The organism is Thiobacillus thiophilus, from assembly GCF_055378705.1.
The window spans coordinates 207,719-233,232 of record NZ_AP042404.1 but is presented as its reverse complement, the minus strand read 5'-3'; the positions used below and the strand labels follow the sequence as shown (position 1 = coordinate 233,232).

Here is a 25,514-nt window from a genome sequence, read left to right as displayed (position 1 = left end):
TCACATTCTCATATTTCGCCCGCCGCGCGTTTCAGCCGCAGTCCGGCCAGTACGGCGTCGTAGAGTGCATTGACGTGGTTGTTCTGGCTGACCAGGCGTAGCGTCTCCGCCGTGAGCACCTCGGTGTTGGTGGCGAGTCCGTTGGCATAACGATCCCGATTGACCCTGAGGTTTTCCTCCGCCTGCGCAATCGCGCTTTGGGTGACTTCGACACGCTTGCGGGTTTCCTGGATATCCAGCCAGGCCTGGCGCACCTGCAGCTCGATGACGGTAGCAAAATCGTCGCGCCGCTCCTGCAGCGCCGCCTCCTGGCGATTGACGGCATCCGCGCGGTGATTCGCCATGCCGCCGTCGAACAGGTTCCAGCGCGCCCCCAGGGTGGCTGACCACTGCCCCGGATAAACCTGATAACGGTTCTCCTGATAACCATAACCGCCGCTCAGCGCGACCTGCGGCGCGGTTTCAGCGCGCACGGCGGTTGCCTGGTGGCGCAAGGCGCGGATTTGATCAGCCAATGCACCGAGTTCCGGCCGTTGCCTGAGCGCCCGTTCCGTCACGGCGGGCAGAGGATCATTCGCCGTTTGAGGGGCGATCTCGTCCAGCGTAACCCCTTGATCCAGCGGCCGCCCGAGCAGGCGGTTGTAAGCGGCGCGGGTAATATCCACGGCGTTCGCCGCCCGGATCGCCTGCTGTCGAGCGTCAGCCAGGGCGACCTGTGCGGCCAGCAGGTCGTTGCGGGCCACCACACCCTGCTCGAACAGGTTCTGCACATCGGTGGCGTGGGCCTGCAGGCTGGCGACATGGCTGTTGGCCACCGCCAGCCCCTGCGTGGTGCGCAGCACGGTGGTAAAGGCCTCGGCGACGCGCAGCTTGAGTTCCTGCATCTCGCCCGCCTCGCCGTAGCGGGCCGCATTCAGACTCGCCTTCGACGCCTCGATACCGCTTGTAATACGGCCGCCGGTGTACAAAGGCAGCGTCGCCATGGCCCGGTAGGCGTAACTTTCCCGCTGCGCCACGGCAAACTGCTGGGAGGCGCCGCCCAGCTCGACGCGTGAGGTCGGCGCATTGTCGAGTGCGGTATATCCCGCCTCCAGCGACACGCCGGGAAGACGGGCGGCCTCGGCGGCCTGTACCAGGCTGGCAGCGGCGGCGGTGTTTTGCTGCGCCGCCCGCAGGCCGCGATCAGCCGTCAGAGCGGCCTCCCAGGCCTGTTGCAGCGTCTCGGCGCCGGCACTGCCGGAAAGCAGGCAGCCGACTAGAAGCGCATGCCGTAATTGCCCTAGGCGAATGGCTGCGGTTGTCGTTGACATCATGAATTTTCCTCTTTGAGTGTTTCTGCCGCATGGCCTCCGGGCGAGCGGCGTTCGAGCAGTAAATAGAACAGAATTGGTACCACGATCAGCGTCAACACCGTGGCGGCCAGGGTGCCGAAAATCAGCGAGATCGCCAGCCCGCCGAACACGGCGTCGCTGAGCATGACCATGCTGCCGAGGATGATGGCCAATGCGGTCAGGAGGATCGGCCGCAGACGCACCGCCCCTGCCTCCAGAATGGCTTCCCGCAAGTCCATGCCCTGGCGCCGATAATCCAGCACAAAATCGATAATGAGCAGGGAATTGCGCACCACCACACCGGCCAGCGCGATGACTCCGATCATGGAGGTGGCGGTGAAGGGTTGCCCCATCAGCCAGTGCCCCGGAAAAACACCCGCCAGCCCCAGGGGAATCGCGGCCATGGCGACCAGCGGAATGGCGAAGGACTGGTAGTAGGCCACCAGCACCAGATAAATGAAGGTAAGGGCGATCCCCAGCGCACCGAGCATGTCGCGGTAGGTGTCCAGCGTCATCCGTATCTCGCCATCCCACAGCAGACGGTAGCCGTCGATGGTGTCCGGTATCGCGGGATTGAGGCGCAGATTGGCGGTGCCGAGGCGCTCGCCGTTCGCCAGGGGCATCCCGTCCAGCCGCTGGTCCAGGTCGAGCACGGCGTATACCGGGGCGGTGTGGCCAAGCTCGCCGCCGATGAACACGACCCGCTCGCCGTCCTTGTGCTGGATGGGTCGGTCGGCCCAGGCCGATTCGATGCGGACCAGCCCGGATAACGGCACGCTTTTTCCCTCCCGGCTGGTCAGGTAGACCCGCGACAGCAGCGCCGGGTCGATCTGGTGGCGGCGCGGGATTTGCAGGCGGATGGGGACAGCGTTCTTTTCCCCTGCAATATGTACGCGCCCGAGTTCCTCGCCGTCCAGCAGGCGGCGCAAGGCGATGGCCACCTCGCCCGTGGTCACGCCGGACAGGGCCGCCTTTTCCCGATCCACCACCAGCCGGTACTCCTGCACGTCATCCGGTTCGGAATCGTTCACTTCGACCATGTCGTAGGTGTGCTTGAAAGCATCCTTGACCTGCTTGCCGATTGCCCTGAGTTGCCCCAGCTCCGGCCCGTAGATTTCGGCCATGACTGTGGCGCGTACCGGTGGTCCAGGGGAATCCTCGAGCAGCTGGATGACGCTGCCGGGATAACGCGACTGGATCGCCATCAGGCGCTGGCGCAGTTCGCGCACCATCTCGATCGAAGTCTTGCTGCGCTGCGCCTTGTCGATCAGGTTGACCCGGATCTCCGCTACGTTTGGCCCCGCCTTGTTGCCGGCGCCGCGCAACAGCCCGTTGAAATCGATCACCCCGGCCTCGCCGATCCAGCTCTGGTAATTGAGGATCAGCGCGTTCTCCCGCAACACGGCGCCGATCTCGCGCAGCGCCCTGTCGGTGGTTTCCAACGGGGTGGACTCGGGCATGTCGAGAGTGATATTGAAGGTATTCTTGTTGTCCTTTGGCAGCATGGCCATCTCGACGCCAAGCCAGGATTGCGCCCCGCTTATTCCACCGGGCCGCACGAACTGCCACGCGGGTTGCAGCAGGGAAAGAAGAATAACGGCGACCACGCCCAGCAGGACGCCCCGGCGCAACCGGGGGCGATCGATCATGGGCGCCATCAAGGCATGGTAGAAACGGTGCAGCCGATCCTTGGGATTGTGGTCTTCAAGGTCATGCCCCTCGCCGGGTTTGAGCCAGCGGTTGGCCGCCCAGGGGGTGACGGTGTAGGCCACCAGCAGCGAGGCGAGCATGGCAATCGGCACGGTGAAGGCGACCGGGTAAAAATATTGCCCCGCCATGCCGGTCACCATCAGGAGCGAAACGAACACCAGCATCACGGCGATGGTTGCCAGATTGGTGGGGCTGCCGATTTCATTGGTGGCCTGCACCGTGACCGCGCGCTTGTCGCGCCGGCCCAGGCGGGCGTAATGGCGGTGGATGTTTTCGATGACCACGATGGCCGCATCCACCAGCAGGCCGAGAGACAGGATCAGGGCGAACAGGGTCACGCGGTTGATGGTGGGGCCGAACAGGTAGTTCGCACCCAGGGTCAGCCCCAGGATCAGGGGCACGCTCAGGCCCACGATCAACGCCTCTTTCAGGCCGAGAAAGAAGACCATCACCAGGAACACCGAGAACACCGCGATGCCCAGATGCTCGATCAGCACATTCACGGCGGCGTCGGCCTTTTGGCCGTCGTTGCGGGTGACGACGAGTTCCACCCCGGCGGGGATGAACTGCTGTTTCATCCGCTCAATGCGAGCGAGCACCTCGTCGGCGACAACAACCGCATTGGTGCCGGGTTTTTTGGCGACCGCTAGGGCGACCGCCGGAATTTCCGGATCCAGGCCCTTGCCGAAACGCGGATCTGCGGGGCCGAAGGCAAAGCGCGACAGCCTGGTTCGCTCCTCGGGCGGGCCATCGATGATCGTCGCCACGTCACCGAGATAAATCGGGCGACCGGCGTGGCTGCCGACAATCACCCGTTTCAGGTCGTCCGCCGAGGTGAGAAACCCGTCCAGGAACACACTCCGGTTTTGCCCCTGTTGCACCACGCTGCCCAAAGGTGCCGAGACATTGGCGGCGGCGAGGACGCCGCGAATCTGATCGACCGTCACGGCGAACGCCTGCAAACTATCCGGCTCCAGTTCCACGCGCACTTCCCGGTCGCGCCCGCCTTTTACGTAGGAGGCAGAAACGGATTCCAGGCTGCGCAAGCCGTCAAGCAAGCGATCGGCCAGCCGCTTCAAGGCGTAATCGTCATACGTCTGCGAGGCCAGGGTAACGGTCACGATTGGCACGTCGTCCACGTCCACGCTGACGATGAGCGGGGCACCGGCATCGGCGGGCAGGCGGTCGCGCTGACCGAGGATCCGGTCGTAGAGCTTGACCAGGGATTTTTCCTTGTCCTGCCCCACCTTGAACTGCACGGCGAGGATGCCGACAGAGTTCATCGCTGTGGCGAAGGTATGGTCGACACCGGGAATCTGCTTGACGATGCCCTCCAAAGGCCTGATCACCAACTGCTCCACCTCTGCGGCGGAAGCACCGGGAAGGAACACCCGCACCTGCGCGCCGGGGACGATGATTTGCGGGTTTTCCTCGCGCGGGGTGAGGGTGATGGCGAGCGCGCCCAGCAAGGTGCAGGCCAGCATGAACAGCACCGTCAGCCTGGAGGTGACGAAGGCTTCAGCCAAGCGCCCGGCACTGTTGAGTTTGAGTTTGCTCATGGACGAACCTCTCCGGCGATGCGGTCGCCCTCGCGCAAGCCGGGATCGACTGCCGCCACGATGCGCTCGCCAGCCGCAAGGCCAGCCGTGACCTCGATGCGGTCAGGCCACTCGCGCCCCGTGCGCAACCAGCGGAAGCGCGCCAGGCCTGCTTCGTCCACCAGGAACACGCCGCGCAGCCCGCCCCGTTCCACCAGCGCCTGCGCCGGAACCAGCAGCGATGGGCTATCTCCGACGGCAAAGCTGGCGCGCCCGAACATGCCCGGCATCAGGCCCGCCGTTTCGGGCAGCGCGACCTTGACCAGATAGCTGCGGGTGACCGGATCGCCCGACGGCACGACACGGCTGACGGTGCCTTCGAAAACCTGGGTCAGGGCATCGATCTTGACGCGCGCCCGACTCCCCACGGCAATGGCGGCCACATGGGCTTCGCTGACGGAAGTTTCGAACAGCAACGCGCGCCCGACCTCCAGCGTGAGCATCGGTGCGCCCGGTGCAGCGAGATCCCCGGCCTGCTTCAGGCGTGCCACCACGACACCATCGTCGGGGCTCCTGATGTCGACGTAGGCGCGCTGCGCATTCGCCGTGTCCTGCGCGGCTTGCGCCTGATTCAGCGACTCCCTGGCGCGTCACGCTTGAGGCGGACTTTGCGCCACTCATTCTCGGAAACGCTGGCACGCTCATACAGGCGCTGGAAGCGCTCGAAATCGATCTGGGCATCGGCTAGCGCCGAACTTGCCGCACCGACGCCCGCCCGGCTCTGGCGGATCGAGCCTTCGACGTCGGCGCCGTCAAGCCTGGCGATAATCTGTCCGCGCCGCACCCGGTCGCCCTCGCGCACCAGCAACTCGTGGATGTAGCCACTCATCCTGGAAGTCACCTCGATGCGCTGGTCGGACACTACGGAACCGACGGTCGTATAGTCGATCGGGAGTCCGGCCGTAGCCACTTTGACTACGGCGAGGTCCCAACTTTTTGGGGCGGGCTGGGGCTGTGCCTCCGGCGCTTTGCCGCAGGCGCTCAGGAGCGCGGACAATGCAAGTGGCGCTAGGAAGGTAAGTAGAAGTTTTCTATTTTTTTCCACGAGAGGGACTTTCATGATGATGTCGATGTACAGATTTTTGGATTGCATTTAGATGCCTTCGCGCCGATTCTTGCCGCGATCAGTTCAGCCAGTTCGAGCGGACGCCCGTTCCCCGTGGCCGTCATGATGGCCCACGCTTCCTCCGTCGCCAGGAGGCACAGATCGAGCGCGGCGCCATGGAGGGCCGTGCGCGCCTGGGAGGGTGCCATGTCATCGGCTTCTTGACGCAAAACGTAGCTTGAAACGAGATATTCGGCGTAACGCCGGGCCGTGCCGACAAGAAGCTCTGGATAGCCCGCGAGGGTGGCGCCCGTGGTGCCGGCCGCCTCACCTAGCGGCGCAGCCAGTAGCCTCAACCGCGACGGGTCGTATGGCGAACGTTGATCCAGTCCCAGACTGGCTGCCTCCAGCTCCGAAGCCCGGTTGACCGCATCGGAAACCAGGGCCAGAACTTGCCTGTCAGTGCAGCGGACCAGCAAGCGAAAGGCCCCGGTGGTCAAGTAGTCACCCGCCAAAACGGTCGCGCCGGTACCGAGTAGCGCGGACGCGCCGGTTGTCGCGTCAACGCGTGAATGCAATTGCTGCAGGCCGATGTGGATGAGGTCCAAAGCCGTACCGGCGTCGATGCCCGACTGCTCTGGATAGAGGCTGCAGGTCACCAGCGCCCTGATCGGAATATTTTGGCCAGATAGCAACAGGAACAAGGCATTGCGAACCGGTAACGCCTCACAGGGCAAGGCACTCGCTACGGCGGTGTGGACGCCGGCGATCACGGTCTCGGGGAAGTTCATGGGATGGTCATCATTCATGGGCTTTTCGTTATTGGCCAATGGGCCAGTTGTTCGGCTGCGCTGCAGTAGCCGATTTCGATGATTTCTTCGGCGCGGTCGAATTCCAGGAAACGGATGTGCCCCAGCGGCGGCTGGATGATCACATCCGGCTGATCGAGACCCAGACGGGATTGGGTAATGCGGGTTTCCATGATGTTGATCGAGGCGAGCAGCACTTCGAAAATGCTGGGCAGCGGCTCTTCGGTCGAGGCCCAGCGCGAAAACTGCGCCGAGACCGGATTATTTCCGGCGAGCAGCTTCTGCTTGATGTCTTTCATCGACAGGCGATAGTCGTCGACCCAGCGCGAGAACACACCCGCTGGATTGTCGCCTTCGCTGTTCGCTTTGCCTGTGTTCAGCAGCGGCTTCAGGTTCTTCCCGGCGACGATCTGGTGGTTGAGATCGACCGCGATCACGAACTCGGCGCCCATGGCGCGTACGGCGCTCACCGGTACCGGGTTGGTGAGTCCGCCGTCCACCAGAATCCGTCCGTTGCTGCGCACCGGCGTAAAGATGCCGGGCACCGAGATGCTGGCGCGCACTGCTTCGATCACGTCGCCTGACCGGATGACGACCTCCTCGCCGCTGACGATGTCGGTTGCCACGGTTGCAAAGGGCTTCGGTAGCGATTCGATAGCGTCGGCATGAACATGCGCACGCACCAGTTCGCTGACCCTGGCGCCGTCGAGCAAGCCGGACTTGGGCAGTACGACGTCGAAGAAAGAAAGCGTCTTTTTCCAATCGAACGCCTGAAACGTGGCTTCCAGTTCATTCAGCTTGCCGGCGGCATGGATCGCCCCGATCAGCGCCCCCATGCTGGTGCCGGCGATGAAGTCCACCTCGATGCCGGCGTCCTCGATCGCCCGGATCACGCCCAGGTGCGCCAAGCCGCGCGCCGAGCCGCTGCCCAGCACCAGGCCGACTCTGGGACGGCGATCGGGGTTGCTGTCGATGTGCTTTCTCGTCATCGCGGTCACTCCCGGTCCGCTCTGCTGCTCTTCCAGATCGACAACAGCAGCCACATGCCGCCGGCCGCCGCGCTGAGGAAACCGAGCAGGCCGAAGAAGGGCAGCCCCAGCAGGCTGGGGCCGCCGGGGACGGTCATGACGATGGAGGATCCGATGATGAGGGCGGCGACGACGATGCCGACCACTAGCCGGTTGGCGGCGCTGTCGAGCTGATTGCCGACGCGCTTCAAGTGCGTGACATCGATGCGGATTTCCAGCCGGCCGCGCCGGGCGGCACGCAGTAGCTGGGAGAGGTCGTGGGGCAAGTCGGCGATAAGCGCCAGCGCCTCACCGGCCGCCTGCCAGCCGCGTTTGATGAGTGCGGCTGGCGTATACCGTGCGCGCAGCGCCTGCTCCAGCAAAGGCATTGCATCGCCGGCCATGTCGAAGTCGGGGTCGAGTTCGCGGCCCATACCTTCGAGCGAGATGAAAGCCTTGATCAGCAGCGACAGGTCGGCCGGAAGTGCCAACTGGTGTTGGCGCACGATCGCCATCAGGTCGGACAGCATTGCGCCGAGGCGCAGCTGCTTGAGCGCCACCCCGTGGTATTGATCGACGAAGGTCTGGATTTCCAGCATCAAGCCCGCCTCGTCCACCGCGCCGTCGCCCGTCCAATCGAGCATCACGTCGGCGACACGCTGTGGCTCGTGCTGCACCAGCCCCAACAGCAGACGGATCAACTGGTCGCGGCGCTCTTCGGTGAGTCGCCCAATCATGCCGAAATCGATGAAGGCGATGCGGTTGCCAGGCAGATAGAACACGTTGCCGGGGTGCGGGTCGGCGTGGAAGAAGCCGTCCTCCACGATCATCTTCAACACCGCGTGAGCCCCGCGCCGGGCGAGGATCTTGCGGTCGAGGCCAGCCTGATCGACGGCCTTAAGCTTGCGTCCGGAAATGCCGTCGATGAATTCCTGCACGCACACCCGCTCGCCGGTCCAATGCCAGTGGACGCGGGGGATAAGGATGACCGGAAGCGCAGGTTGCGGTTCAGGCGCCGTTTCTGCCATTGCGGCCGAGGCTTCGGCGGAAGGTACATCCATGTCGGAATAGCCGGCGAAATTTTCCGCGATGCGCTCGGCATTGCGACATTCGCCGGCAAAATCGAGTTCGCGCCGCAGCGACTGGGTAAACTGGCGCACCACTTCCTGCGGGTGGAAACTGCGCAGTTCCGGGCTTTCCGTCTCGGTAATCGCTGCCAGCCTCGAGAGCCAGCGCAGGTCGGCTTCGATGATCGGGCGGATGCCGGGACGGCGCACCTTGACCACCACCTCGCTGCCATCTTCGAGGCGGGCGCGGTACACCTGCGCGATGGAGGCAGCCGCCAGCGGCTCGGGGTCGAAGGTAGCGAATACCTCCTCGGGCGGCGCGCCCAGGTCTTCGGTGAGCTGCTGACGGATATCGGCCCAGGGCGCGGCGGGGGCGCTGTCCTGCAGCTTGCCGAATTCGGCGATCCATTCCGGGTCGAACAGGTCGACGCGGGTGGCGAGCACCTGACCGAGCTTGACGAAGGTCGGTCCCATCTCCTCCAGCGCCCGCCGCACCCGGGCGGGAGGTTCGAGGTGAGCCAGTTCCTCCGCTTCGTTCCAGTGCAATGCCCGTCCGGCCCGTTCCAGGGCATTCGCCAGCCCCATCCGGCGCACCATGTCGCCAAAGCCGTAGCGGATCAGGATCGAGGCGATGTCGTGCAGGCGGCCGATGTCGCGCACCGCCGTTAGTGCCTGCCACAGCATCAGTCTTCCTTGCCTTGAGGATGGCCGGGTTTGACGTGATCGGCCAGGCCGGTGAGCATGCCGGCAGCAATTTGACGCAACAGGACAGAAGTGGCTTGTGCCAGATGCAGGCCGGCCCCAATCTGAGTGCGTCCCGTCGCGCCGAGCTGGTGCGTCATGACGACCAGGGTTTCCTTCAACTGCGCGCCGACGGCGGAACCATGGACGCGAGCGTGCGCAGCCAGGTCGTGGAGAATTTCTCCCGCTACGTCCTGGGTGGCAGAAGCCGCGCTTTGCAGGGTTTCCAGGAACATCGCCTCCAGGCTTTCCAGGTCGCTGCGCGCGCGGGCGAGGTCATCGCTGGAAAATGTCTGCGCCCGGCCCGCCGCTTCCTCCAGCGCCAGTTTAGAAGCTTCGGAAAACTGCGCCAGCGCCGTGTCCAGCCCCGCGACGGCCTGTTTGAGACGTTTCCGCGTGATGTCGGTTTGTGCCGCTGACTGCTGCAATTCCTTTTGCGCGCCTGCCCGCGCGCCGCTCAGCACGGCACGCGTGATCTGCCGCAGGGATTCGATATCGAGCGAGCGCGCGCTGATCCTGCGCAAGGTGAGCTGCCGCACCATTTCCTGCACATCGTGACCCTGCTCGACGGCGCTACGCACTTCAGCTTCGAGCGTGCCGGTATCGTCACTGCCGCCAATATTGTTGCCTGTTTCGTTTTGCATGATGGTGATCCTCCTGAAGTGATGACCTGAACAACCGGGTGTCATGGCGGTGCCGCGCATAAAAAATATCGGCAGCCCTGATGGCTGCGATAGTTGTTACCTCATCGTCGCCTAGCGCGGGCCTTCCACGACCCGTCCGCCGATGCGACCAGGTCGTGCGTGCCAAGAACTACTTGTTGATGGTGTCTTTGGTCTTCCGGGCCATTTCCGTCACCGCATCCAATCCTGCATCGCATCCAGTGCCTTGCTGGCGGCCTCCCTGGTGGCGGCAACTGCTTTCTGGGCTGCATCCCTGGCGGCTTCTGCGGCGTGCTGTGCCGCATCTTTACCGGACCCCGCCGCTTTTTTGGCCGCTTCCTCGGCCTTCTGCGCCGCTTCCATGGTGGCTACAGTCGCTTGATTGGCCGCTTCCGAGATTTTTTGCAGTGCCTCCCGGATGGCTTCCGTGGTTTTGTCGACGGCGGTGGCCTCGAACTCGGCAAGTCGGCCTTGGGCCGTCTTCAGGTTTTTCCGAAGGCCGATGCGCAAGCCCGCGACCTTCTCGCTGGCTTGATCGGTAGTAGCCTGCAAGAGCGCATCGGCATCGGCGACAATCTGCTTTATGTCGGCGATCAGTTTGTCTTTGGTCGTGGAACTGGGTGTGTTGGATTCAGACATGGCATACCTCTCGATCAGTGATAAAAATAAAAAATGAAAGCGCAATGCTGTGAAAATTTATCGGACTGGCAAAGACATGCAGCCACGGAGCCGGCCTATCGATCCCCTCTTTCCGACACCGCGTTGAAGCAGGCAGCCTGCCCACCAAGGATTACTTCGTCACGGCATCTTTGACGTTCCGAGCCGTTTCCTTGGTTGCCTCAAGCGCCTTGTCGGCAGCCTCCCGGGTGGCTTCCATGGCTTTCTGTGCGGCGTCCCGCGTGGCTTCGGCCGCTTTCTGCGCAGCCTCCTTGCCAGATTTGGCCGTCTTTTTGGCGGCTTCCCCGGCTTTCTGTGCGGCTTCCCTGGTGGCTACGTCTGCGCCGCACGTTTGCCCTGGACAGGGTGTTATTGAGATTTTTCCTCGTTGCTTCCGCCAAGGCCGTTGCGTAGCAAGTCAATGACATGCCGCGCAATGACCTCGGGGTCTTCGTGCTGGCGCTGGTAGCCCGGCAGGAAACGTCGCACCGACTGGGTTTCAAAGGGATAGATCACCAGACCAATTATCGAAACGGCAAGCAGGTGGGCGTCATGGCTCGGGGCGAGTTCACCGGCAAGATTGCGCAGTGCGGTGAACAGGTCTCGAAAGACACAGTCCACCAGGCTTTGTAGCCGCCGCTCATCGCTGTCCAGCAGCACCCACTGCATCAGGCGTCTAAAGTCTTTCTCCTTGGAGAGCGTGCGCGTGAACATGACGACGAATGTTTCGAGCCGATCCCAGGGTTTTCCTCCGCCGTCGAGAAGGGACTTCAAAGGTCCCACTTTTTCTTCGAATGCATGTCCAACCGCATCCAGATAGAGCTGCTCCTTGTCTGAAAAGTGATGGTAGAGCGCGGCAGGCGTCACGCCCACGGCAGCCGCAATATCACGCATCGAAACCCCGTCAAATCCGGTCGTTGCGAAGAGCGGAACCGACAGCCCGAGTATCTCTTCACGCGTATTCTTGAAAGTTTGCTTCGCCATTGAATATTGCCTATATTCTAAACGTTGATTAATGAACGTTCATTTAATACAAATTCTCTTGATCCTGCAACTCGAATCGCCAACCAAAGAGCGGTTTACTGCGCCGCATTTTACGAATCACTAGATAGGAGATGCACCATGAACGAGCAAGACAATAAGTCGGTTTCTGTTGACGAGACGCGCGTGGAGGGCAACCATGCACATGCCCCAGAACAACGCCATTGCATGATTGCAGAAGCCGCCTATTACCGTGCCGAGCGAAGAGGATTCGACGGCGGCGATCCGGTGGCAGACTGGCTGGACGCTGAAGCTGAAACCGAAGCTCTGTTGCGAAGCTCTGGCGAGCCTGATGAAAAAAAGACTGTGAAGGAAGCGTTCGAGGAAAAGCTCGAAATGCAGCTCGACGAGTGGGATAAAAAGCTCGACAGCCTGATGAAGGTGGCGAAGGAGGCAAAGGCCGATCTACGCCATGACATCGAGGCGCAGGTGGAAGCCCTTCGGGCGAAGCGTGCAGCGGCCCAGGACAAGCTGCATGAGTTACGCCAGCGCGGCGATAGCGCCTGGGAAGATATGAAGGAGGGCGCGGAAAAGACCTGGGACGAAATGCGCAAGGCGATCGACAATATTCTGGCCCGCCTCAAATGACAGGAGCTAGGTTGTCAGGCTACTCAGCTGTCTTGCGCCAGCGATCGATTCTTGGTAGGGTAGGCTGGCGCAAACCGGAACATTGTAACCGGAACGTTGTATTGCGCAAATCCCTCGCAGACCAGGTGTTGGGCGGTTATTCTGATTATGAATGGAGCAGAAATGCGTGCATGGTTGATGTCCCTCTTGCTGGTCGTATCGATTCCTGCATTTGCGGTTTCGGATTACGCGCGAGAAAAGAAATGGGCGGATGAAATCACCCCGGGCATCGTGGTCGGCGACCCGGTCTATCTGGAACAGGCGAACGGGCATAAATTTCTGGGTATCTATACTAAAATAGCAGGCGCCAAGACCGGCTTGATCGTGGTGCATGGCATCGGCGTCCATCCGGAATGGGGGATGATCAGCACCCTGCGCCAGCAATTGGCCGATCACGGCTACACGACGCTCTCGATCCAGATGCCCATCCTCGCGGTGGATGCCCAGCCCGAAGCCTATCCGCCGACTTATCCGGAGGCGGTCGAACGCCTGCGAATCGCGACAAACCATCTGAAGGGCAAGGGCTACCGCAATATCGCCATCGTCTCGCACAGCATGGGTTCGCGCATGAGCCATGCGTTCATGGCGCAGAACCCCGGCGATATCAAGGCGTGGGCCGCTCTGGGTTTGGGTGGGACGGAAACCTACGCCGGGATCAAGGCGCCGGTGCTCGACCTGTACGGCGCACATGACCTGCCGGTGGTGCTATCCACCGCGAAGCAGCGGAGCGCCTCGCTCAAGGGTAATGTGAGCGGAAAGCAGGTGGTGGTGCCGGACACGGATCACTTCTTCGCCGGCAAGGAGGACGCGATGGTGAAGGCGGTGACGGACTTTCTGGATGGGCTGGGTCTGAAGTAAACCACGTTCGCGTTGACCTGCTCTTGTTTTTATCGGGCGCGTCCTGACGCGCGGCAAGCCGGACGCATCTCCGGCCAGGCTATCGCCGTCTAGGCAAAGCGGAAGGCCGAGACACGATTCCCCATCGGGCGATCCACTAGAACCTGTACACCGGCACTTGCTTCGCCCACCCCGGCCGCCACCATCAGCGGCAGGAGGTGCTCCTCGCGCGGATGAGCCAGACGCGCAGCAGGCGCTTGCCCCCAAGCCTTGAGCGCCTCGTGTCGGCGGTCGGCATCGGCCTGACCAAGCGCTTCCACGAGCCAGGCATCGAACGCGTCGGCGACGGGTGCGAAGCGCGGGTCGCCGAAGCCGCGCATGTTGTGAAAGCTCATGCCGCTGCCCACCACCAATACGCCCTCCTGCCGCAACCGGGCCAGTGCGCGACCCGCCTCGATATGCAGGGCCGGATCCAGGCTTCGATGCAAGGACACCTGCACGATCGGCACATCGGCATCGGGAAAGATGAGCTTGAAGGGAACGAACACACCGTGATCGAAGCCGCGACGATCGTCGGCGCGGGCAGGCAAACCGGCCTCGGTCAACAGCGCGATGATCCGGTCAGCCAAGGCTGGATCGCCGGGCGCCGGATAGGCGAGGCGATAGGTGTGTTGGGGAAATCCGGAATAGTCGTAGATCAGCGGCGGATGGGCGGCGCGCGTCACGGCGAAGGCGTCTTCTTCCCAATGGGCGGAGACCACCACCACGGCGGTGGGCCGGCTCGGCAGGGTGGCGGCGAGGCCGCGCAGCCAGGCCGCCATGCGATCCCAGGTATCCGGCGGCCCCAGGGTCCATTCCATGAAAAAACAGGGCCCGCCGCCGTGCGGAATGAACAGCACGGGCTGGCGCGCAGCCGCGATCATCTCCGAATTCATGCGGCCATCCGGTTTACTTGAGCAGCCCTTCCTCGGCCAGCGCCTGCTGCACCGCCGGTCGCGCTGCCACGCGGCCCTGATAGGCGGTCAGCGCGGGCCAGGGCGAGAGATCGAAGCCGACATAAGGGGCCCAGGAACTCACCGTGAAGAGGTAGGCGTCCGCCACGGTGAAGCGCTCGCCCATGAGGTAGGGCTGCGTCTCCAGCACCGCCGCGACGTGGGCGAAACGCTGAGTGAGTCGTTCCGTGAACAGGGCTTTGCAGTCAGGTTGGACGCGCGGATCGAACAGGGCTGCGTAGGTTTTATGCAACTCGGTAGAGATGAAGTTCAGCCATTGCATGAGGTGGTAACGCTCCCGGCTGCCGGGCGGCGGCGCGAGCCCCTTTTCCGCAGCCTGATCCGCCAGATACTGCACGATGGCCGGACCTTCCGTGAGCACATCGCCGTCCGCCAGAACCAGGGCGGGCACATAGCCGTCCGGATTGATCTTGCGGTAGTCTTGGCCGCTTTCCGTTTGGCCGGTCCCGAGGTCGACGCGCACCAGTTCCACGGGTGCGCCAGTCTCGATCGCCACGATGTGGGGGGAAAGGGAGCAGGCTCCCGGGCTGTAATAGAGTTTCATGGTATTGCCTCCTTAAGCTAAGAGAAACGGATAGTCGGTGTAGCCCTGCTCGGCGCCGCCGTAGAACGTCGCCGGGTCGGGTTCGTTGAGCGGCGCCGATTTGGCGTAGCGCGCTGGCAAATCCGGATTGGCCAGAAACGGCACGCCGAATGCGATCATGTCGGCGAAACCTAAAGCCAGCGCAGCATTGCCGCGCGCCAGGTCATAGCCGCCGTTGGTCATGTACACGCCTTGCCAGATTGTGCGCAGCTTCTGCAAATCAAACGCGGGGCCGGCGGCACCGGGCGACTCCTTGCCCATTTCGGTGACGTGCAGATAAGCCAGCCCAAAGCGGTTGAGCTGTTCGACAATGTAGGCGAACGTCGCTTCGGGATTGGAATCGCGCATGTCGTTGAACGGCTGCAACGGCGACAAGCGGATGCCGACACGATTCGCGCTCCACACGCCGCATACCGCATCGACCACTTCCAGCATCAAGCGCGCGCGGTTGGCAATCGAGCCGCCGTAGGCGTCGCTGCGCTGGTTGGAGCCGTCGCGCAAAAACTGGTCGGGCAAATAGCCGTTGGCGCCGTGGATTTCGACGCCGTCGAAACCGGCATCAAGCGCGTTCCTGGCGCCACTGCGAAATTGCTCGATGATGCCCGGAATTCCCGAGAGTGCCAGCGTATGCGGCGTTTCGAAGGGCTTCATCCCCTCAGGGGTGACCGCCTGGCCGGACGGCTTGATCGCCGAAGGCGCTACCGGCAGCATGCCGCCGGGCAGCAGCGATGGGTGTGAAATGCGTCCGCAATGCCACAACTGCAGGAAAATCCTGCCGCCCTGGGCATGTACCGCGTCGGTGATTTTCTTCCAGCCTGCCACTTGCTCGGCGCTGTGGATGCCCGGCGTCGCGGGATAACCCACCGCTTCCGCTGCGACCTGCGAACCTTCGGTGATGATCAATCCGGCACTGGCGCGCTGCACGTAGTATTCCACATTCAGCGGCTGCGGCGCGTTGCCTGCGCCGGCGCGGTTGCGCGTCATCGGCGCCATCACCATGCGGTTTTTCAGCGCGTAGGGGCCGAGCTGGATCGACGAGAAAAGCGTGATGTTCGAATCGGGTGTCTGGCTCATATTTTTCCTCCAATTGGACGGCAACAGGCGGTACGGGTGTACTGCCCGGCGGCGGGGTTTATTGCTTGATTCGACTTGACTCGAAAACGGCGCGCAAGTCATGCAAGGCGGCTTCGATGCGGGCGTAGTCTTCCGCTTTCCAATCCGCGAAAGCGCGGCTGAAATACGCCACATGCGCCGGGAATACCTTGTCGAACAGGCGCTCGCCCTTTTCACGATCTGGCTGCGGCCATCCAGCGCGCTGGGAATGCGCCTGATGAGCCCTTTCTCCTCCAGCCGGTCCACCACCCCGGTCAGCGTGCCCTTGGTGATCAGAGTTTTTTCGCCCAACTCTTTGGGCGTCATACCAGGCGTATTACCCAGGGTGGCGACGATGTCGAATTGGGGCGGCGTAAGGCCGAGGGTGCGCAGGTGCGCCGCCGAACGGGTGGAGAAGGCCTGGTAACAGCGTACCAGCGCACGCAGGCTCGGCAGAAACGGGGCTTCGACCATGGGATGCCTTCATGTAGTTCTAGTGCGAACCAATATAGTTTGGGTTAGGACTATAGTCAATGGCCGTATGTTCACTTCCGATTCCGCATCTTCTTCATCCGACCGGATCAATAGGCTCGTCACCCCCGAATTGCGAATCTTAGAAGCGCGCGATCAGATGTTGACAATAATCGCTGTCGATCTAGTTATGATCTGATCCAGCATGTCGGCGGCGTGTCTGATTCACGTCTTTTTTCAGAAGGAGTGTTCACCATGAACGCGTTTCATCGTTTCTCAGCGAAGAGCCTGCAAGATGAGGAAATCCCTATGCAGCGCTACGCCGGGAAGGTGGTTCTGGTCGTCAATACCGCGAGCAAATGCGGCCTGACGCCGCAGTATGAAGGACTGCAGAAACTGCACGAGAAGTATGCCGACAAGGGCCTGGTCGTGCTCGGCTTTCCCTGCAACCAGTTTGGCGCCCAGGAGCCGGGAAAGAAAGAAGAGATCGGCGCTTTCTGCGAGAAGAATTATGGCGTGACCTTCCCCGTGTTCGCGAAAGTGGATGTCAATGGCGCGGGCGCACACCCGATCTTCCGTTATCTTCTAGACCAACTGCCCGGCGTGCTCGGCAAGGCGGTTAAATGGAACTTCACAAAGTTTCTGATTGGCCGCGATGGCACACCACTCAAGCGCTTCGCGCCTGTAACGAAACCGGAAAAACTGGAGCGTGCCATTTGTGAAGCCCTCGGAGAATGACATGAAGGTAGCTCTCGCAACGCCCCCCGACACGGCTACGCTGCTGGATCTCGACAAGCAACTGTGTTTTCCACTGTATGCGGCCTCGCGACTGCTGACCCGCATTTATCAACCGTTGCTGGAACGGTACGGGTTGACTTATCCGCAGTACATCGTGCTAATGATCCTGTGGGAAAAAACGCCGTGTTCGGTCACCGAAATCGGCGAGCGGGCATTGCTTAACTCGAACACGCTGACGCCGCTGCTCAAGCGCCTCGAACAGCAGGGTGTAATCACCCGCACACGCGATTCGGGCGATGAGCGTGTCGTGATGATCGCCTTGACCGAGCACGGCCGTGCGTTGAAATCGAAATGCGCCTGCATACCAACCGAGATGCAGAAAAGGCTGGGCTTTGATCCCGACAAGGCGATCGCACTAAAGCAGTTGCTGGACGAGTTCCTGAGGCATCTTCGGGCGCATGCTTCTGATCACCTTGCGTGATGACTGCAACGGAAAAGAACGTAGTGTACGCTGAGTTGGACGCCCTAGTATGCGATTACAGATTACAGATTACAGGGCCTCTTGGGCGATTCGCTGACAAATTATCTAGAATCTAACTTTGAACTCACTAATTTTGAACTCATGACGTAACGCGCTACCCGTCAGCCTCGCTATCCTCGATTTTCCATCTTCTATACAACCTGTAACGGAAGGAATACGCATGATCCCTATTATCGTCAACGGCACGCCGCGCAGCGTCGATGCCACACCGGACACACCGCTGCTCTGGGTGCTGCGCGACAATCTGGGCCTGACCGGCACCAAATTCGGTTGCGGCATGGCCCAGTGCGGCGCCTGCACCGTGCATCTGAACGGGGCGCCGGTTCGCGCCTGCATGACGCCGGTTTCCGCTGCCGCCGGGCAGAAGATCACCACCATCGAAGGCGCCCAGGGCAAGGCCGTGAAAGCCCTGCAGGATGCCTGGGTCAAGCTCGACGTGCCGCAATGCGGCTATTGCCAGTCGGGGCAGATCATGTCGGCGGCGGCGCTGCTCGCGGGCAACCCCCAGCCGACGGATGCCGACATCGACACGGCGCTGGACGGCAACCTGTGCCGCTGCGCCACCTATCAGCGCATACGCGCGGCGGTGCATCAAGCTGCCAGAACGATGAGGGGATGAGCCATGGACAAAATCATTAACCCGAGCCGGCGCGCGTTCCTGAAAACCGGCACCACCTTGGGCGTCGGCCTCACCCTCGCGTTCTACCTGCCTGTCGGCGGCGCCGCCAGGATGAAGGCGGGCCAAGGCACAGACAAACCCTTTGCGCCCAATGCCTTTATCCGGATCGCGCCCGACGACACCGTGACGGTGATCGTCAAGCATCTGGAAATGGGGCAAGGGGTCAATACCGGTCTGCCGACCCTGGTGGCCGAGGAACTGGACGTGCCCTGGGAAAAGATCAGGGTCGAAACAGCGCCGGCTGACGCCAAGCTGTATAACAACCTGCTCTGGGGGCCGATGCAGGGCACCGGCGGCAGTACCGCCATGGCCAATTCATTCGAGCAGTTGCGCCGGGCGGGCGCCACCGCGCGCGCCATGCTGATCGCGGCAGCGGCGGATAACTGGAAAGTGGATACCAACACCCTCGTCACCCTGGATGGCATGGTGCTGCACCGCCCCAGCGGCCGCAAAGCAAGCTACGGACAACTGGCGGAGAAGGCGGCAACGATGCCCCAGCCCGCCGAAGTAGCACTCAAATCACCCCAGGATTTCAAGTACATCGGCAAGCAGTTCAAGCGCACCGACTCGAAGGCAAAATCCAACGGCAGCGCCCAATTCGCCTCCGACGTGCGGCTTCCCGGCCAGCTCACCGCTTTGCTTGCGCGCCCGTCGGTCTTCGGCGCCAGGCTCAGGCGCGTCCAAACCGAGCGGGCGAAGGCGGTACCCGGTGTGCGTGCCGTAGTCGAAGTGCCGCAAGGCGTCGCGGTAATCGCGACGGACTTCTGGTCGGCCAAGAAAGGCCGCGACGCGCTGCAAATCGAGTGGGACGAATCGGGCGGCGCACGAGTTTCGACGACTGAACAACGCGACCAGTACCTGGCGCTGCTGAATCAGCCCGGCAAGGTGGCACGCAGCGAAGGCGATGCGGCGCAGGCCCTCGCCCAGGCGGCAAAAAAACTGGAAGCGACATTCGAGTTCCCCTATCTCGCCCACGCACCGATGGAGCCGCTCAGTTGCGTCGTGCAATTGAAGGACAGCGGTTGCGAAATCTGGGCCGGCTCCCAGTCGCAGACCAGCGATCAGGCCACCGCTGCCCAAATTTTGGGGATCAAGCCGGAGCAGGTGAAAATCCATACCCTGCTGGCCGGCGGCAGCTTCGGCCGGCGCGCCAATCCCGCCTCCGACTACATCGCGGAAGCCGTCTCGGTGGCGAAGGCCACACGCGATCTCAGCGCGCCGATCCACCTCATGTGGACGCGCGAGGACGATATCCGTGGCGGCTATTACCGGCCTATGTTCGTCCACGCCATCAGCGCAGGGCTGGATGCCCAAGGCAACCCGGTAGCCTGGAACCAGCGACTGGTTGGCCAGTCGATTGCCGCCGGCACGGCGTTCGAAGGTGGGCTGGTCAAGGACGGCATCGACATGACGTCGGTCGAGGGCGCATCTAACCTCGCCTACGCCATCCCCAATCTGCACGTTGAGCTGCATTCGCCCAAGCTGGGCGTGCCGGTGCTGTGGTGGCGCAGCGTCGGCCATACCCACACCGCTTTCTCGACCGAGATTTTCATCGACGAGCTGGCAGCGGCGGCAGGCAAGGATCCTTATGCGTTCCGCCGCACACTGATTCAACATCCGCGTCTCAATGGCGTGCTGGAACTGGCCGCGACCAAGGCCGGCTGGGGCACACCGCTGGCGCCGAAAAGCGGGGTGCGGCGCGGGCGCGGCATCGCGGTGCATGAATCGTTCAACTCCTTTGTCGCCGAGGTGGCGGAAGTCAGCGTCAAGCCGGATGGTTCGTTCAGCGTGGATCGTGTGATATGCGCCGTGGACTGCGGCATCGCGGTCAATCCGGACCAGGTCAGGGCACAGATGGAAGGCGGCATCGGCTTCGGGCTTTCCGCAGCCCTGCACAGCGCCATCACCCTCAAGGCGGGACGCGTCGAGCAATCCAACTTCCATGATTATCCGCTGCTGCGCATCAGCGAAATGCCCCGGGTCGAGGTACACATCGTGCCGTCTCAAGCGGCGCCCACCGGCGTCGGCGAACCGGGCGTGCCGCCGCTTGCGCCGGCGGTCGCCAACGCGCTGTTCGCCGCGACCGGCAAGCGCCTGCGCAAGCTGCCGTTCGAAACCTCGGAACTACGGAGTGCATGATGGAAAGCTCGGACCTGGAAGTCCTGCGCACGTGCCTGCAATGGCAGCATGACGGCCATCGCGTGACGCTCGCCACCGTCACCCAAACCTGGGGGTCATCCCCGCGCCCGGTGGGCGCCATGCTCGCAGTGCGCGACGATGGACTGCTTGCCGGATCGGTTTCCGGCGGCTGCATCGAGGCCGATCTGATCGAGCGGGTGCGCGCCGCGCCGCCCATCCGGCCGGAAGTGCTCATTTACGGCGGCTCCGCCGAGGCATGCGAGCGTTTCCGCCTGCCCTGCGGCGGCGCGCTGCAACTGGTGCTGGAGCCGGCGCCTGGCAAGCCCCTGCTGCAAGCGATCCAGGACGACATCGCGCAGCACAGGCTGATCGGGCGGCGCCTCGATCTCGTCACCGGCGATATCCACCTTTACACCCCGCACATCGACGAAACCACGCAGTTCGACGGGCAGACGCTGATCGCCGTACATGGGCCGCGCTGGCGGCTGCTCGTGATCGGCGCCGGCCAGATATCCTGCCATCTGGCGCAGATCGCCCAAGCCCTGGATTATCAGGTGCTGGTGTGCGATCCCCGCGAGGAATACAGCGCAGCCTGGGATGTTGCGGGTGCCGAACTCGTTCCCGGCATGCCGGACGACGCGGTGAACGCCCTGATGCCCGATGCCCGCTGTGCAGTGGTGGCCTTGACCCATGATCCCAAGCTGGATGACATGGCTTTGCTGGAAGCGCTCAAATCGCCGGCATTCTATGTCGGCGCCGTCGGCTCGAACGCCAATAACCTGAGACGGCGCGAACGGTTGAGCCTGTTCGATCTTTCGAAAGCGGAAATTGACCGCCTGCATGGGCCGGTGGGTCTGCCTATCGGCAGCCGCACCCCGCCGGAAATCGCCATATCCATTCTGGCGGAATTGACCGCGGTGCGACACGGCATCCGGCTTGGCGTTCTGCCCGCCACAGCAAGCGGGAATCACACCTCGCGCCAGTCGATGGCCGCAGCCATATGATCGTCGGCATTCTGCTGGCGGCGGGTACTGGAACGCGCTTTGGCAGCGACAAACTGTTGTTCCCCCTGGCCGACGGCACCCCGGTCGGCGTACAGGCGGCACGCAACCTGCTAAGCGGCGTTGATCATGGCGTTGCGGTGCTGCGTCCGTCAGATCGGCAGCTTGCGCATCTACTGGAAGCGGAAGGGATGCAGGTGGCATTCTGTCCCGGAGCAGAAACCGGCATGGGAACCAGCCTTGCTTTCGGCGTGACTGCCGCGCAGGACGAGGACGGATGGCTGATCGCCCTGGCCGACATGCCGTTCATCCAGCATGACACCATCCACGGCGTAGCCAGCCTGCTTCGAGCCGGCGCGCCGATCGCGGCACCCCGCTACCAGGGACGACGCGGCCACCCGGTCGGTTTTGCGCGAGCATTTTTCCACGACCTCGCCCAACTCAGCAGCGACCAGGGCGCGCATCCTTTGCTCGCCGCCCATGCCGGGCGGATTCAGATGCTTGAATGCGAGGATCCCGGCATTTTCGCCGACATCGACACCCCATCCGATCTCAGCGGCTTAGAAGACGCTTTCTCCATTCGCATCGATACTCCTGGCATGAAAACCGTGAAGCTATAGTAGTTAGTTCGGTAGACTCTAATTCCAACCGCACCATTGTCTGGATTCGGGCGGACATGATGAGTGAATCGGGTAGCGTGAAAAGTGCGAGCCACTCACACACCAGGAGAAGCGGTTCCATTTGCTTGGCTGTGCCACTCGACGACAGGTGAGTGACGCCCGGAAGGACAGCCTCGCCAATCAATTCATCGAGGCAAGTTCCCGACCATCCCGGGGAACTCACCAAGGCTTGGGTCCAGGCAATTTTCAGTTGATGCCCTGAATCCCCATGCGGTCGCGCCAGTCAGGCGGCGTGCTATATGCCTTTGGCGTCCGCCTTCATCACCATGCCACCCGGCATGGAAACAAGCAGACTGCATGGCAGATGATCCAGCAGAGAGTGGCCGACCGAGCCGCGCCACCAGCGGTCGAGGGCCGAGCGTTGGTGATGGCCGACGACGACGAGATCGGCACCGGTCTCATGGGCGACAGCTCCGATGGCTTCGACAGACGATTCGTCCGTCCTCAGGATGCCTGTCGCTTCCACCCCGGCCTGGCGCAGGCGCGCGAGCCCTGTCTCGAGAATGGCATTGACGCGAGCTTGCTGTTCCTCGATGTATTCGCCGGGCAGCGGACCGTTCGCCAAAGCCATGGCGGGCGGCGGCGGAATGACCGCCAGCAGATGACAGCGGGCGTTGAAGCGGCTTGCCAGGGCGATCCCTTCCTCGAGCGCGTCCTGGCACTCGGCGCTGCCGTCGTAGGCAAAAATAATGGTCTGGAACATGTGCATCTTCCTCCGATAGCATTGTAAGCGTTTGAGCAATCGGGCGGGCATAGCTGCTCATACTGCCCAACCGTGCTTCAGTCAGTCTATTGCCGCGTGCGCCCCGCTCGCGGCAGCCTGCTTGACCGGCGCCCGCAGTAGCACAACCAGCGGGATCGCGATCAGCGTGATCCACATCATCAGTCTGAAGTCTTGCAAATAGGCCAGCATGGCGGCTTGCCGCGTCACCTCGCCGTTGATTGCCGCAAGTCCCTGGGGTGTGGTCAGGTTGTAGGCATCTGCTTCGACCGCCTGCCTGAGCGCCAGATTGAACGGATTGATGTAGTCGGCGAATGCGGCATGATTGGCTTGCGTGCGTTGCGCCAGATAAGTCATCACCACCGAGATGCCGATGCTGCTGCCGATGTTGCGCATCAGGCTGAACAGCGCCGTGCCCTCATTGCGGTAGCGCGCCGCCAGCGAAGCGAAGGTGATGGTGGACAGCGGCACGAAGATGAAGCCGAGGCCAAACCCCTGCGTGACGCCGGTGCGCACGATGTCCCAACCATCAATGTTTGCATTGAATAGGGTCATTTCCCACAGCGACAGGCTGGTCAGGATGAGGCCGAAAAAAATCATGTAGCGCACATCCAGCCGCCCCGAGAGTTTGCCTACCATCATCATGGCGATCATGGTACCCACGCCGCGCGGAGCCAGCAGATAGCCGACATCGATCACAGGGAATCCCAACAGGCTTTGCATGAACGGCGGAAGCAAGGCCATGGTGGCGAGCAAAATGATGCCGACGATGAAGATAAGCACAAGGCCGACGCTGAAGTTGCGATCCTTGAACAGCCCCGGTTCGATGAATGGGTGGTCGTGAGTGAACATGTGGGCGACAAAGAGATACAGCGCCAGGCCCGCAAGCAGGGCCTCGACGACGATTTCCGGGTTGGCGAACCAGTCCAGCGATTGCCCGCGGTCCAGCATCATTTGCATCGCGCCGATGCCCAGGCTCAGCAGTGCGAAGCCGAGCAGATCGAACCGCCGGGTGCGGTCGATGGGCGTTTCGCGCACGAAGGCCGCGAGCCCGAGCCAGGCCAGCACGCCAAACGGCAGATTGATGTAAAACACCCAGCGCCAGTTATAGTACTCGGTCAGCCAGCCTCCAAGCGTGGGCCCGAGAATCGGCCCCACCATCACGCCTACGCCCCACATCGCCATGGCTTTGCCGTGTTGTTCGGGCGGATAGGTATCGAGCAGCACGGCTTGCGACAACGGCACCAGACTCGCGCCAAAAATCCCCTGCAGCAGGCGGAACAACACGATCTCGGGCAGGGTTTGCGCCGCGCCGCACAGCATCGACGCCAGCGTGAAGCCGACTACCGACCACATGAAAACGCGCTTGCGCCCCCAGCGCGCGGTGATAAACCCGGTCAGCGGCATGAAGATGGCCGCCGCCACGATATAGGATGTGAGCACCCAGGAAATCTGATCCTGGGTCGCACCCATCGTCCCCTGCATATGCGGCAGCGCAACGTTGGCAATGGTGGTGTCCAGCGCCTGCATGATGGTCGCCAGCATCACCGACATGGCGACCCAGATGCGCTTGGCGCTTTCCGGTTGGACGGCTGCCGCAGGCGCGTTCATGCGCGCGGCCTCAGAGCGTGTATCCGAACAGGCGACGGCGATGGCCGGTGTCGATCTCGACCACCGCGCTCAGGCCCGCGCGCAATTGCGGCAGATCCGGCGCGGCGTCGAGTCTGATCCGCACTGCCACCCGCTGGGCGATCTTGACCCAGTTTCCGGTGGCGTTCTGCGCGGGGATGACCGAGAACTCCGCACCGGTGGCCGGGCTCAGGCTGTCCACCGTGCCTGTCCATTCTGCGTCGGGGTAGGTGTCGATATGAATCGTGACCGGCTGCCCCGGATGAACGTAGGTGAGATCGGTCTCGGTGAAATTGGCCTCGATCCACGCATGGCCGCTGACCACCAGGGCCATCGCCGTCGCGCCCGCGGCGACGAACTGCCCGGGCTTGGGCGGTTTGCTCACGGTGCCGGGCAACGAGGCGCGTACTTCGACGCGCGCCAGATCGAGCTTCGCTTGATCGAGTTCGGCCAGCGCGGCGAGATACGCCGGATGGCGCTCGACCGGCGCATCGACGCTGCCGCCCAGGGTTTCCGCGATGCGTTTCAGGTCCTGATTCAGCGCGCCGATTTGTTGCCCGGCGAGGTCGGTGGTTTGTTTCGCGTCGTCGAACCGGGAAGGCGAAATGAATTTGCGTGCTACCAGATCGGCCTGTCGTTGCTGGTCTTTTCGCGCAAAGGCGTAGCGGGTTTGCGCCAGGGCAATTTCGGCCTGCTTTTCGCGAAAGCCCGCCTTCGTTGCTGCAAGATCGACGCGCACCTGCGCCAGTTTGGCTTCGGCTTTGGCGACCGCCACCTGAAACGGCGCCGGGTCGATCCGGAACAGCGGCTGACCCGCAGCGACAGACTGGTTTTCCCGGACCAGCACCTGCTTGATCGTTCCGGACACCTCGGCACTGACCGGCACCATGTCGGCCTTGACGTAGGCGTTGTCGGTATCGACGAAACGGCCGCTCCTGAGGTACACGACCCCGATGACGAGTGCGACGATCAGCGGCACCACGACAAGCAGGACCAGCCGTTTCAGGCGGCGTTTCGACGGACGTGCCACCTAGCAGCCTGTCGGACTTGAACCCCCAATTCGTCTTCCAATCCGCGATAATCCCGCTATCGAAT

General features: G+C 62.6%; 24 protein-coding genes and 1 pseudogene. 8 read left to right on the top strand and 17 right to left on the bottom strand.

All coding sequences use genetic code 11. The features are described 5' to 3' along the window. Window positions 1-8 precede the first annotated feature (8 nt). The 10 genes from ACZ41T_RS01140 to ACZ41T_RS01095 form a co-directional block, all read right to left on the bottom strand. Complete coding sequence (locus ACZ41T_RS01140; protein WP_018078947.1) at window positions 9-1,313, bottom strand: TolC family protein; 1,305 nt, start codon at window positions 1,311-1,313, stop codon at window positions 9-11. Beyond that, on the bottom strand, window positions 1,310-4,600 hold the full coding sequence (locus tag ACZ41T_RS01135; RefSeq protein WP_464922670.1) for an efflux RND transporter permease subunit: 3,291 nt from the start codon (window positions 4,598-4,600) through the stop codon (window positions 1,310-1,312). The genes ACZ41T_RS01140 and ACZ41T_RS01135 overlap by 4 nt, the downstream gene beginning before the upstream one ends. Continuing rightward, the gene (locus ACZ41T_RS01130; protein WP_464924010.1) at window positions 4,597-5,214 is read right to left on the bottom strand and encodes an efflux RND transporter periplasmic adaptor subunit; all 618 of its coding nucleotides are present in this window, start codon (window positions 5,212-5,214) and stop codon (window positions 4,597-4,599) included. Before ACZ41T_RS01130 ends, ACZ41T_RS01135 begins: the two co-directional genes overlap by 4 nt. Continuing rightward, complete coding sequence (locus tag ACZ41T_RS01125; RefSeq protein ID WP_464922669.1) at window positions 5,211-5,636, bottom strand: efflux RND transporter periplasmic adaptor subunit; 426 nt, start codon at window positions 5,634-5,636, stop codon at window positions 5,211-5,213. Before ACZ41T_RS01125 ends, ACZ41T_RS01130 begins: the two co-directional genes overlap by 4 nt. Before the next feature lie 59 nt (window positions 5,637-5,695). Next, window positions 5,696-6,493 carry an isoprenoid biosynthesis enzyme family protein gene (locus ACZ41T_RS01120; protein WP_018078950.1) on the bottom strand — a complete coding sequence of 266 codons (798 nt, stop codon included), beginning with the start codon at window positions 6,491-6,493 and terminating at the stop codon, window positions 5,696-5,698. Continuing rightward, entirely contained in the window at window positions 6,490-7,482 is a 993-nt protein-coding gene (locus ACZ41T_RS01115; protein WP_018078951.1) for a patatin-like phospholipase family protein, read from the bottom strand. Before ACZ41T_RS01115 ends, ACZ41T_RS01120 begins: the two co-directional genes overlap by 4 nt. Window positions 7,483-7,487: 5 nt before the next feature. After that, entirely contained in the window at window positions 7,488-9,251 is a 1,764-nt protein-coding gene (locus ACZ41T_RS01110; RefSeq protein WP_018078952.1) for an ABC1 kinase family protein, read from the bottom strand. Beyond that, window positions 9,251-9,952 carry a DUF6781 family protein gene (locus ACZ41T_RS01105; protein ID WP_018078953.1) on the bottom strand — a complete coding sequence of 234 codons (702 nt, stop codon included), beginning with the start codon at window positions 9,950-9,952 and terminating at the stop codon, window positions 9,251-9,253. Before ACZ41T_RS01105 ends, ACZ41T_RS01110 begins: the two co-directional genes overlap by 1 nt. 210 nt (window positions 9,953-10,162) lie before the next feature. Next, on the bottom strand, window positions 10,163-10,609 hold the full coding sequence (locus ACZ41T_RS01100; protein ID WP_018078954.1) for a DUF883 family protein: 447 nt from the start codon (window positions 10,607-10,609) through the stop codon (window positions 10,163-10,165). A 387-nt stretch (window positions 10,610-10,996) separates the two neighbouring features. Further along, window positions 10,997-11,611 carry a TetR/AcrR family transcriptional regulator gene (locus tag ACZ41T_RS01095; protein ID WP_018078955.1) on the bottom strand — a complete coding sequence of 205 codons (615 nt, stop codon included), beginning with the start codon at window positions 11,609-11,611 and terminating at the stop codon, window positions 10,997-10,999. 138 nt (window positions 11,612-11,749) lie between these two features. On the opposite strand from ACZ41T_RS01095, the gene ACZ41T_RS01090 reads away from it, so the two are divergent. After that, entirely contained in the window at window positions 11,750-12,256 is a 507-nt protein-coding gene (locus ACZ41T_RS01090) for a DUF2934 domain-containing protein (protein WP_018078956.1), read from the top strand. A 162-nt stretch (window positions 12,257-12,418) separates the two neighbouring features. Then, complete coding sequence (locus tag ACZ41T_RS01085; RefSeq protein WP_018078957.1) at window positions 12,419-13,153, top strand: DUF3530 family protein; 735 nt, start codon at window positions 12,419-12,421, stop codon at window positions 13,151-13,153. An 89-nt stretch (window positions 13,154-13,242) separates the two neighbouring features. Here the strand turns inward: ACZ41T_RS01085 and ACZ41T_RS01080 are convergent, their stop codons facing one another. The 4 genes and pseudogenes from ACZ41T_RS01080 to ACZ41T_RS01065 all read right to left on the bottom strand — a co-directional run. Next, window positions 13,243-14,067 (bottom strand): DODA-type extradiol aromatic ring-opening family dioxygenase, encoded by an 825-nt coding sequence (locus ACZ41T_RS01080; RefSeq protein ID WP_018078958.1) that lies wholly within the window; start codon window positions 14,065-14,067, stop codon window positions 13,243-13,245. 13 nt (window positions 14,068-14,080) lie between these two features. Then, window positions 14,081-14,689 carry a glutathione transferase GstA gene (gstA, locus tag ACZ41T_RS01075; protein WP_018078959.1) on the bottom strand — a complete coding sequence of 203 codons (609 nt, stop codon included), beginning with the start codon at window positions 14,687-14,689 and terminating at the stop codon, window positions 14,081-14,083. A gap of 12 nt (window positions 14,690-14,701) precedes the next feature. Continuing rightward, window positions 14,702-15,802 carry an alkene reductase gene (locus ACZ41T_RS01070; RefSeq protein ID WP_018078960.1) on the bottom strand — a complete coding sequence of 367 codons (1,101 nt, stop codon included), beginning with the start codon at window positions 15,800-15,802 and terminating at the stop codon, window positions 14,702-14,704. 282 nt (window positions 15,803-16,084) lie between these two features. Then, window positions 16,085-16,147: pseudogene (locus ACZ41T_RS01065) on the bottom strand (MarR family transcriptional regulator); the annotation flags it as partial. A 399-nt stretch (window positions 16,148-16,546) separates the two neighbouring features. Between ACZ41T_RS01065 and ACZ41T_RS01060 the strand changes: the two are divergent. From ACZ41T_RS01060 to ACZ41T_RS01035, 6 genes are all read left to right on the top strand, one after another. Continuing rightward, window positions 16,547-17,029 (top strand): glutathione peroxidase, encoded by a 483-nt coding sequence (locus ACZ41T_RS01060; RefSeq protein ID WP_018078962.1) that lies wholly within the window; start codon window positions 16,547-16,549, stop codon window positions 17,027-17,029. Window position 17,030: 1 nt separating this feature from the next. Then, a complete protein-coding gene (locus ACZ41T_RS01055) occupies window positions 17,031-17,510 on the top strand; it encodes a MarR family winged helix-turn-helix transcriptional regulator (RefSeq protein WP_018078963.1) in 480 nt (159 codons plus the stop codon). Window positions 17,511-17,730: 220 nt separating this feature from the next. Further along, window positions 17,731-18,189 carry a (2Fe-2S)-binding protein gene (locus tag ACZ41T_RS01050; RefSeq protein ID WP_018078964.1) on the top strand — a complete coding sequence of 153 codons (459 nt, stop codon included), beginning with the start codon at window positions 17,731-17,733 and terminating at the stop codon, window positions 18,187-18,189. Window positions 18,190-18,192: 3 nt separating this feature from the next. Continuing rightward, window positions 18,193-20,388 (top strand): xanthine dehydrogenase family protein molybdopterin-binding subunit, encoded by a 2,196-nt coding sequence (locus tag ACZ41T_RS01045; RefSeq protein ID WP_018078965.1) that lies wholly within the window; start codon window positions 18,193-18,195, stop codon window positions 20,386-20,388. After that, window positions 20,388-21,392 carry an XdhC family protein gene (locus ACZ41T_RS01040; protein WP_018078966.1) on the top strand — a complete coding sequence of 335 codons (1,005 nt, stop codon included), beginning with the start codon at window positions 20,388-20,390 and terminating at the stop codon, window positions 21,390-21,392. The genes ACZ41T_RS01045 and ACZ41T_RS01040 overlap by 1 nt, the downstream gene beginning before the upstream one ends. Then, window positions 21,389-22,009 (top strand): nucleotidyltransferase family protein, encoded by a 621-nt coding sequence (locus ACZ41T_RS01035; protein WP_464922668.1) that lies wholly within the window; start codon window positions 21,389-21,391, stop codon window positions 22,007-22,009. Before ACZ41T_RS01040 ends, ACZ41T_RS01035 begins: the two co-directional genes overlap by 4 nt. Window positions 22,010-22,304: 295 nt before the next feature. On the opposite strand, the gene ACZ41T_RS01030 is transcribed toward ACZ41T_RS01035, so the two are convergent. The 3 genes from ACZ41T_RS01030 to ACZ41T_RS01020 all read right to left on the bottom strand — a co-directional run bounded on the left by ACZ41T_RS01030 (window position 22,305) and on the right by ACZ41T_RS01020 (window position 25,449). Further along, window positions 22,305-22,772, bottom strand: a complete 468-nt coding sequence (locus ACZ41T_RS01030) for a universal stress protein (protein ID WP_018078968.1) — start codon at window positions 22,770-22,772, stop codon at window positions 22,305-22,307. Between the two features lie 81 nt (window positions 22,773-22,853). Continuing rightward, complete coding sequence (locus tag ACZ41T_RS01025; protein WP_018078969.1) at window positions 22,854-24,401, bottom strand: DHA2 family efflux MFS transporter permease subunit; 1,548 nt, start codon at window positions 24,399-24,401, stop codon at window positions 22,854-22,856. Window positions 24,402-24,411: 10 nt separating this feature from the next. After that, complete coding sequence (locus tag ACZ41T_RS01020; RefSeq protein ID WP_018078970.1) at window positions 24,412-25,449, bottom strand: HlyD family secretion protein; 1,038 nt, start codon at window positions 25,447-25,449, stop codon at window positions 24,412-24,414. Between the last annotated feature and the right edge of the window lie 65 nt (window positions 25,450-25,514).

Coding starts and splice junctions, on each gene's coding strand:
- ACZ41T_RS01140 (WP_018078947.1), bottom strand. CDS start 1,313: ATGATGTCAACGACAACCGCAGCCATTCGCCTAGGGCAATTACGGCAT.
- ACZ41T_RS01135 (WP_464922670.1), bottom strand. CDS start 4,600: ATGAGCAAACTCAAACTCAACAGTGCCGGGCGCTTGGCTGAAGCCTTC.
- ACZ41T_RS01120 (WP_018078950.1), bottom strand. CDS start 6,493: ATGAATGATGACCATCCCATGAACTTCCCCGAGACCGTGATCGCCGGC.
- ACZ41T_RS01115 (WP_018078951.1), bottom strand. CDS start 7,482: ATGACGAGAAAGCACATCGACAGCAACCCCGATCGCCGTCCCAGAGTC.
- ACZ41T_RS01110 (WP_018078952.1), bottom strand. CDS start 9,251: ATGCTGTGGCAGGCACTAACGGCGGTGCGCGACATCGGCCGCCTGCAC.
- ACZ41T_RS01105 (WP_018078953.1), bottom strand. CDS start 9,952: ATGCAAAACGAAACAGGCAACAATATTGGCGGCAGTGACGATACCGGC.
- ACZ41T_RS01100 (WP_018078954.1), bottom strand. CDS start 10,609: ATGTCTGAATCCAACACACCCAGTTCCACGACCAAAGACAAACTGATC.
- ACZ41T_RS01095 (WP_018078955.1), bottom strand. CDS start 11,611: ATGGCGAAGCAAACTTTCAAGAATACGCGTGAAGAGATACTCGGGCTG.
- ACZ41T_RS01090 (WP_018078956.1), top strand. CDS start 11,750: ATGAACGAGCAAGACAATAAGTCGGTTTCTGTTGACGAGACGCGCGTG.
- ACZ41T_RS01085 (WP_018078957.1), top strand. CDS start 12,419: ATGCGTGCATGGTTGATGTCCCTCTTGCTGGTCGTATCGATTCCTGCA.
- ACZ41T_RS01080 (WP_018078958.1), bottom strand. CDS start 14,067: ATGAATTCGGAGATGATCGCGGCTGCGCGCCAGCCCGTGCTGTTCATT.
- gstA (WP_018078959.1), bottom strand. CDS start 14,689: ATGAAACTCTATTACAGCCCGGGAGCCTGCTCCCTTTCCCCCCACATC.
- ACZ41T_RS01070 (WP_018078960.1), bottom strand. CDS start 15,802: ATGAGCCAGACACCCGATTCGAACATCACGCTTTTCTCGTCGATCCAG.
- ACZ41T_RS01060 (WP_018078962.1), top strand. CDS start 16,547: ATGAACGCGTTTCATCGTTTCTCAGCGAAGAGCCTGCAAGATGAGGAA.
- ACZ41T_RS01055 (WP_018078963.1), top strand. CDS start 17,031: ATGAAGGTAGCTCTCGCAACGCCCCCCGACACGGCTACGCTGCTGGAT.
- ACZ41T_RS01050 (WP_018078964.1), top strand. CDS start 17,731: ATGATCCCTATTATCGTCAACGGCACGCCGCGCAGCGTCGATGCCACA.
- ACZ41T_RS01045 (WP_018078965.1), top strand. CDS start 18,193: ATGGACAAAATCATTAACCCGAGCCGGCGCGCGTTCCTGAAAACCGGC.
- ACZ41T_RS01040 (WP_018078966.1), top strand. CDS start 20,388: ATGGAAAGCTCGGACCTGGAAGTCCTGCGCACGTGCCTGCAATGGCAG.
- ACZ41T_RS01035 (WP_464922668.1), top strand. CDS start 21,389: ATGATCGTCGGCATTCTGCTGGCGGCGGGTACTGGAACGCGCTTTGGC.
- ACZ41T_RS01030 (WP_018078968.1), bottom strand. CDS start 22,772: ATGTTCCAGACCATTATTTTTGCCTACGACGGCAGCGCCGAGTGCCAG.
- ACZ41T_RS01025 (WP_018078969.1), bottom strand. CDS start 24,401: ATGAACGCGCCTGCGGCAGCCGTCCAACCGGAAAGCGCCAAGCGCATC.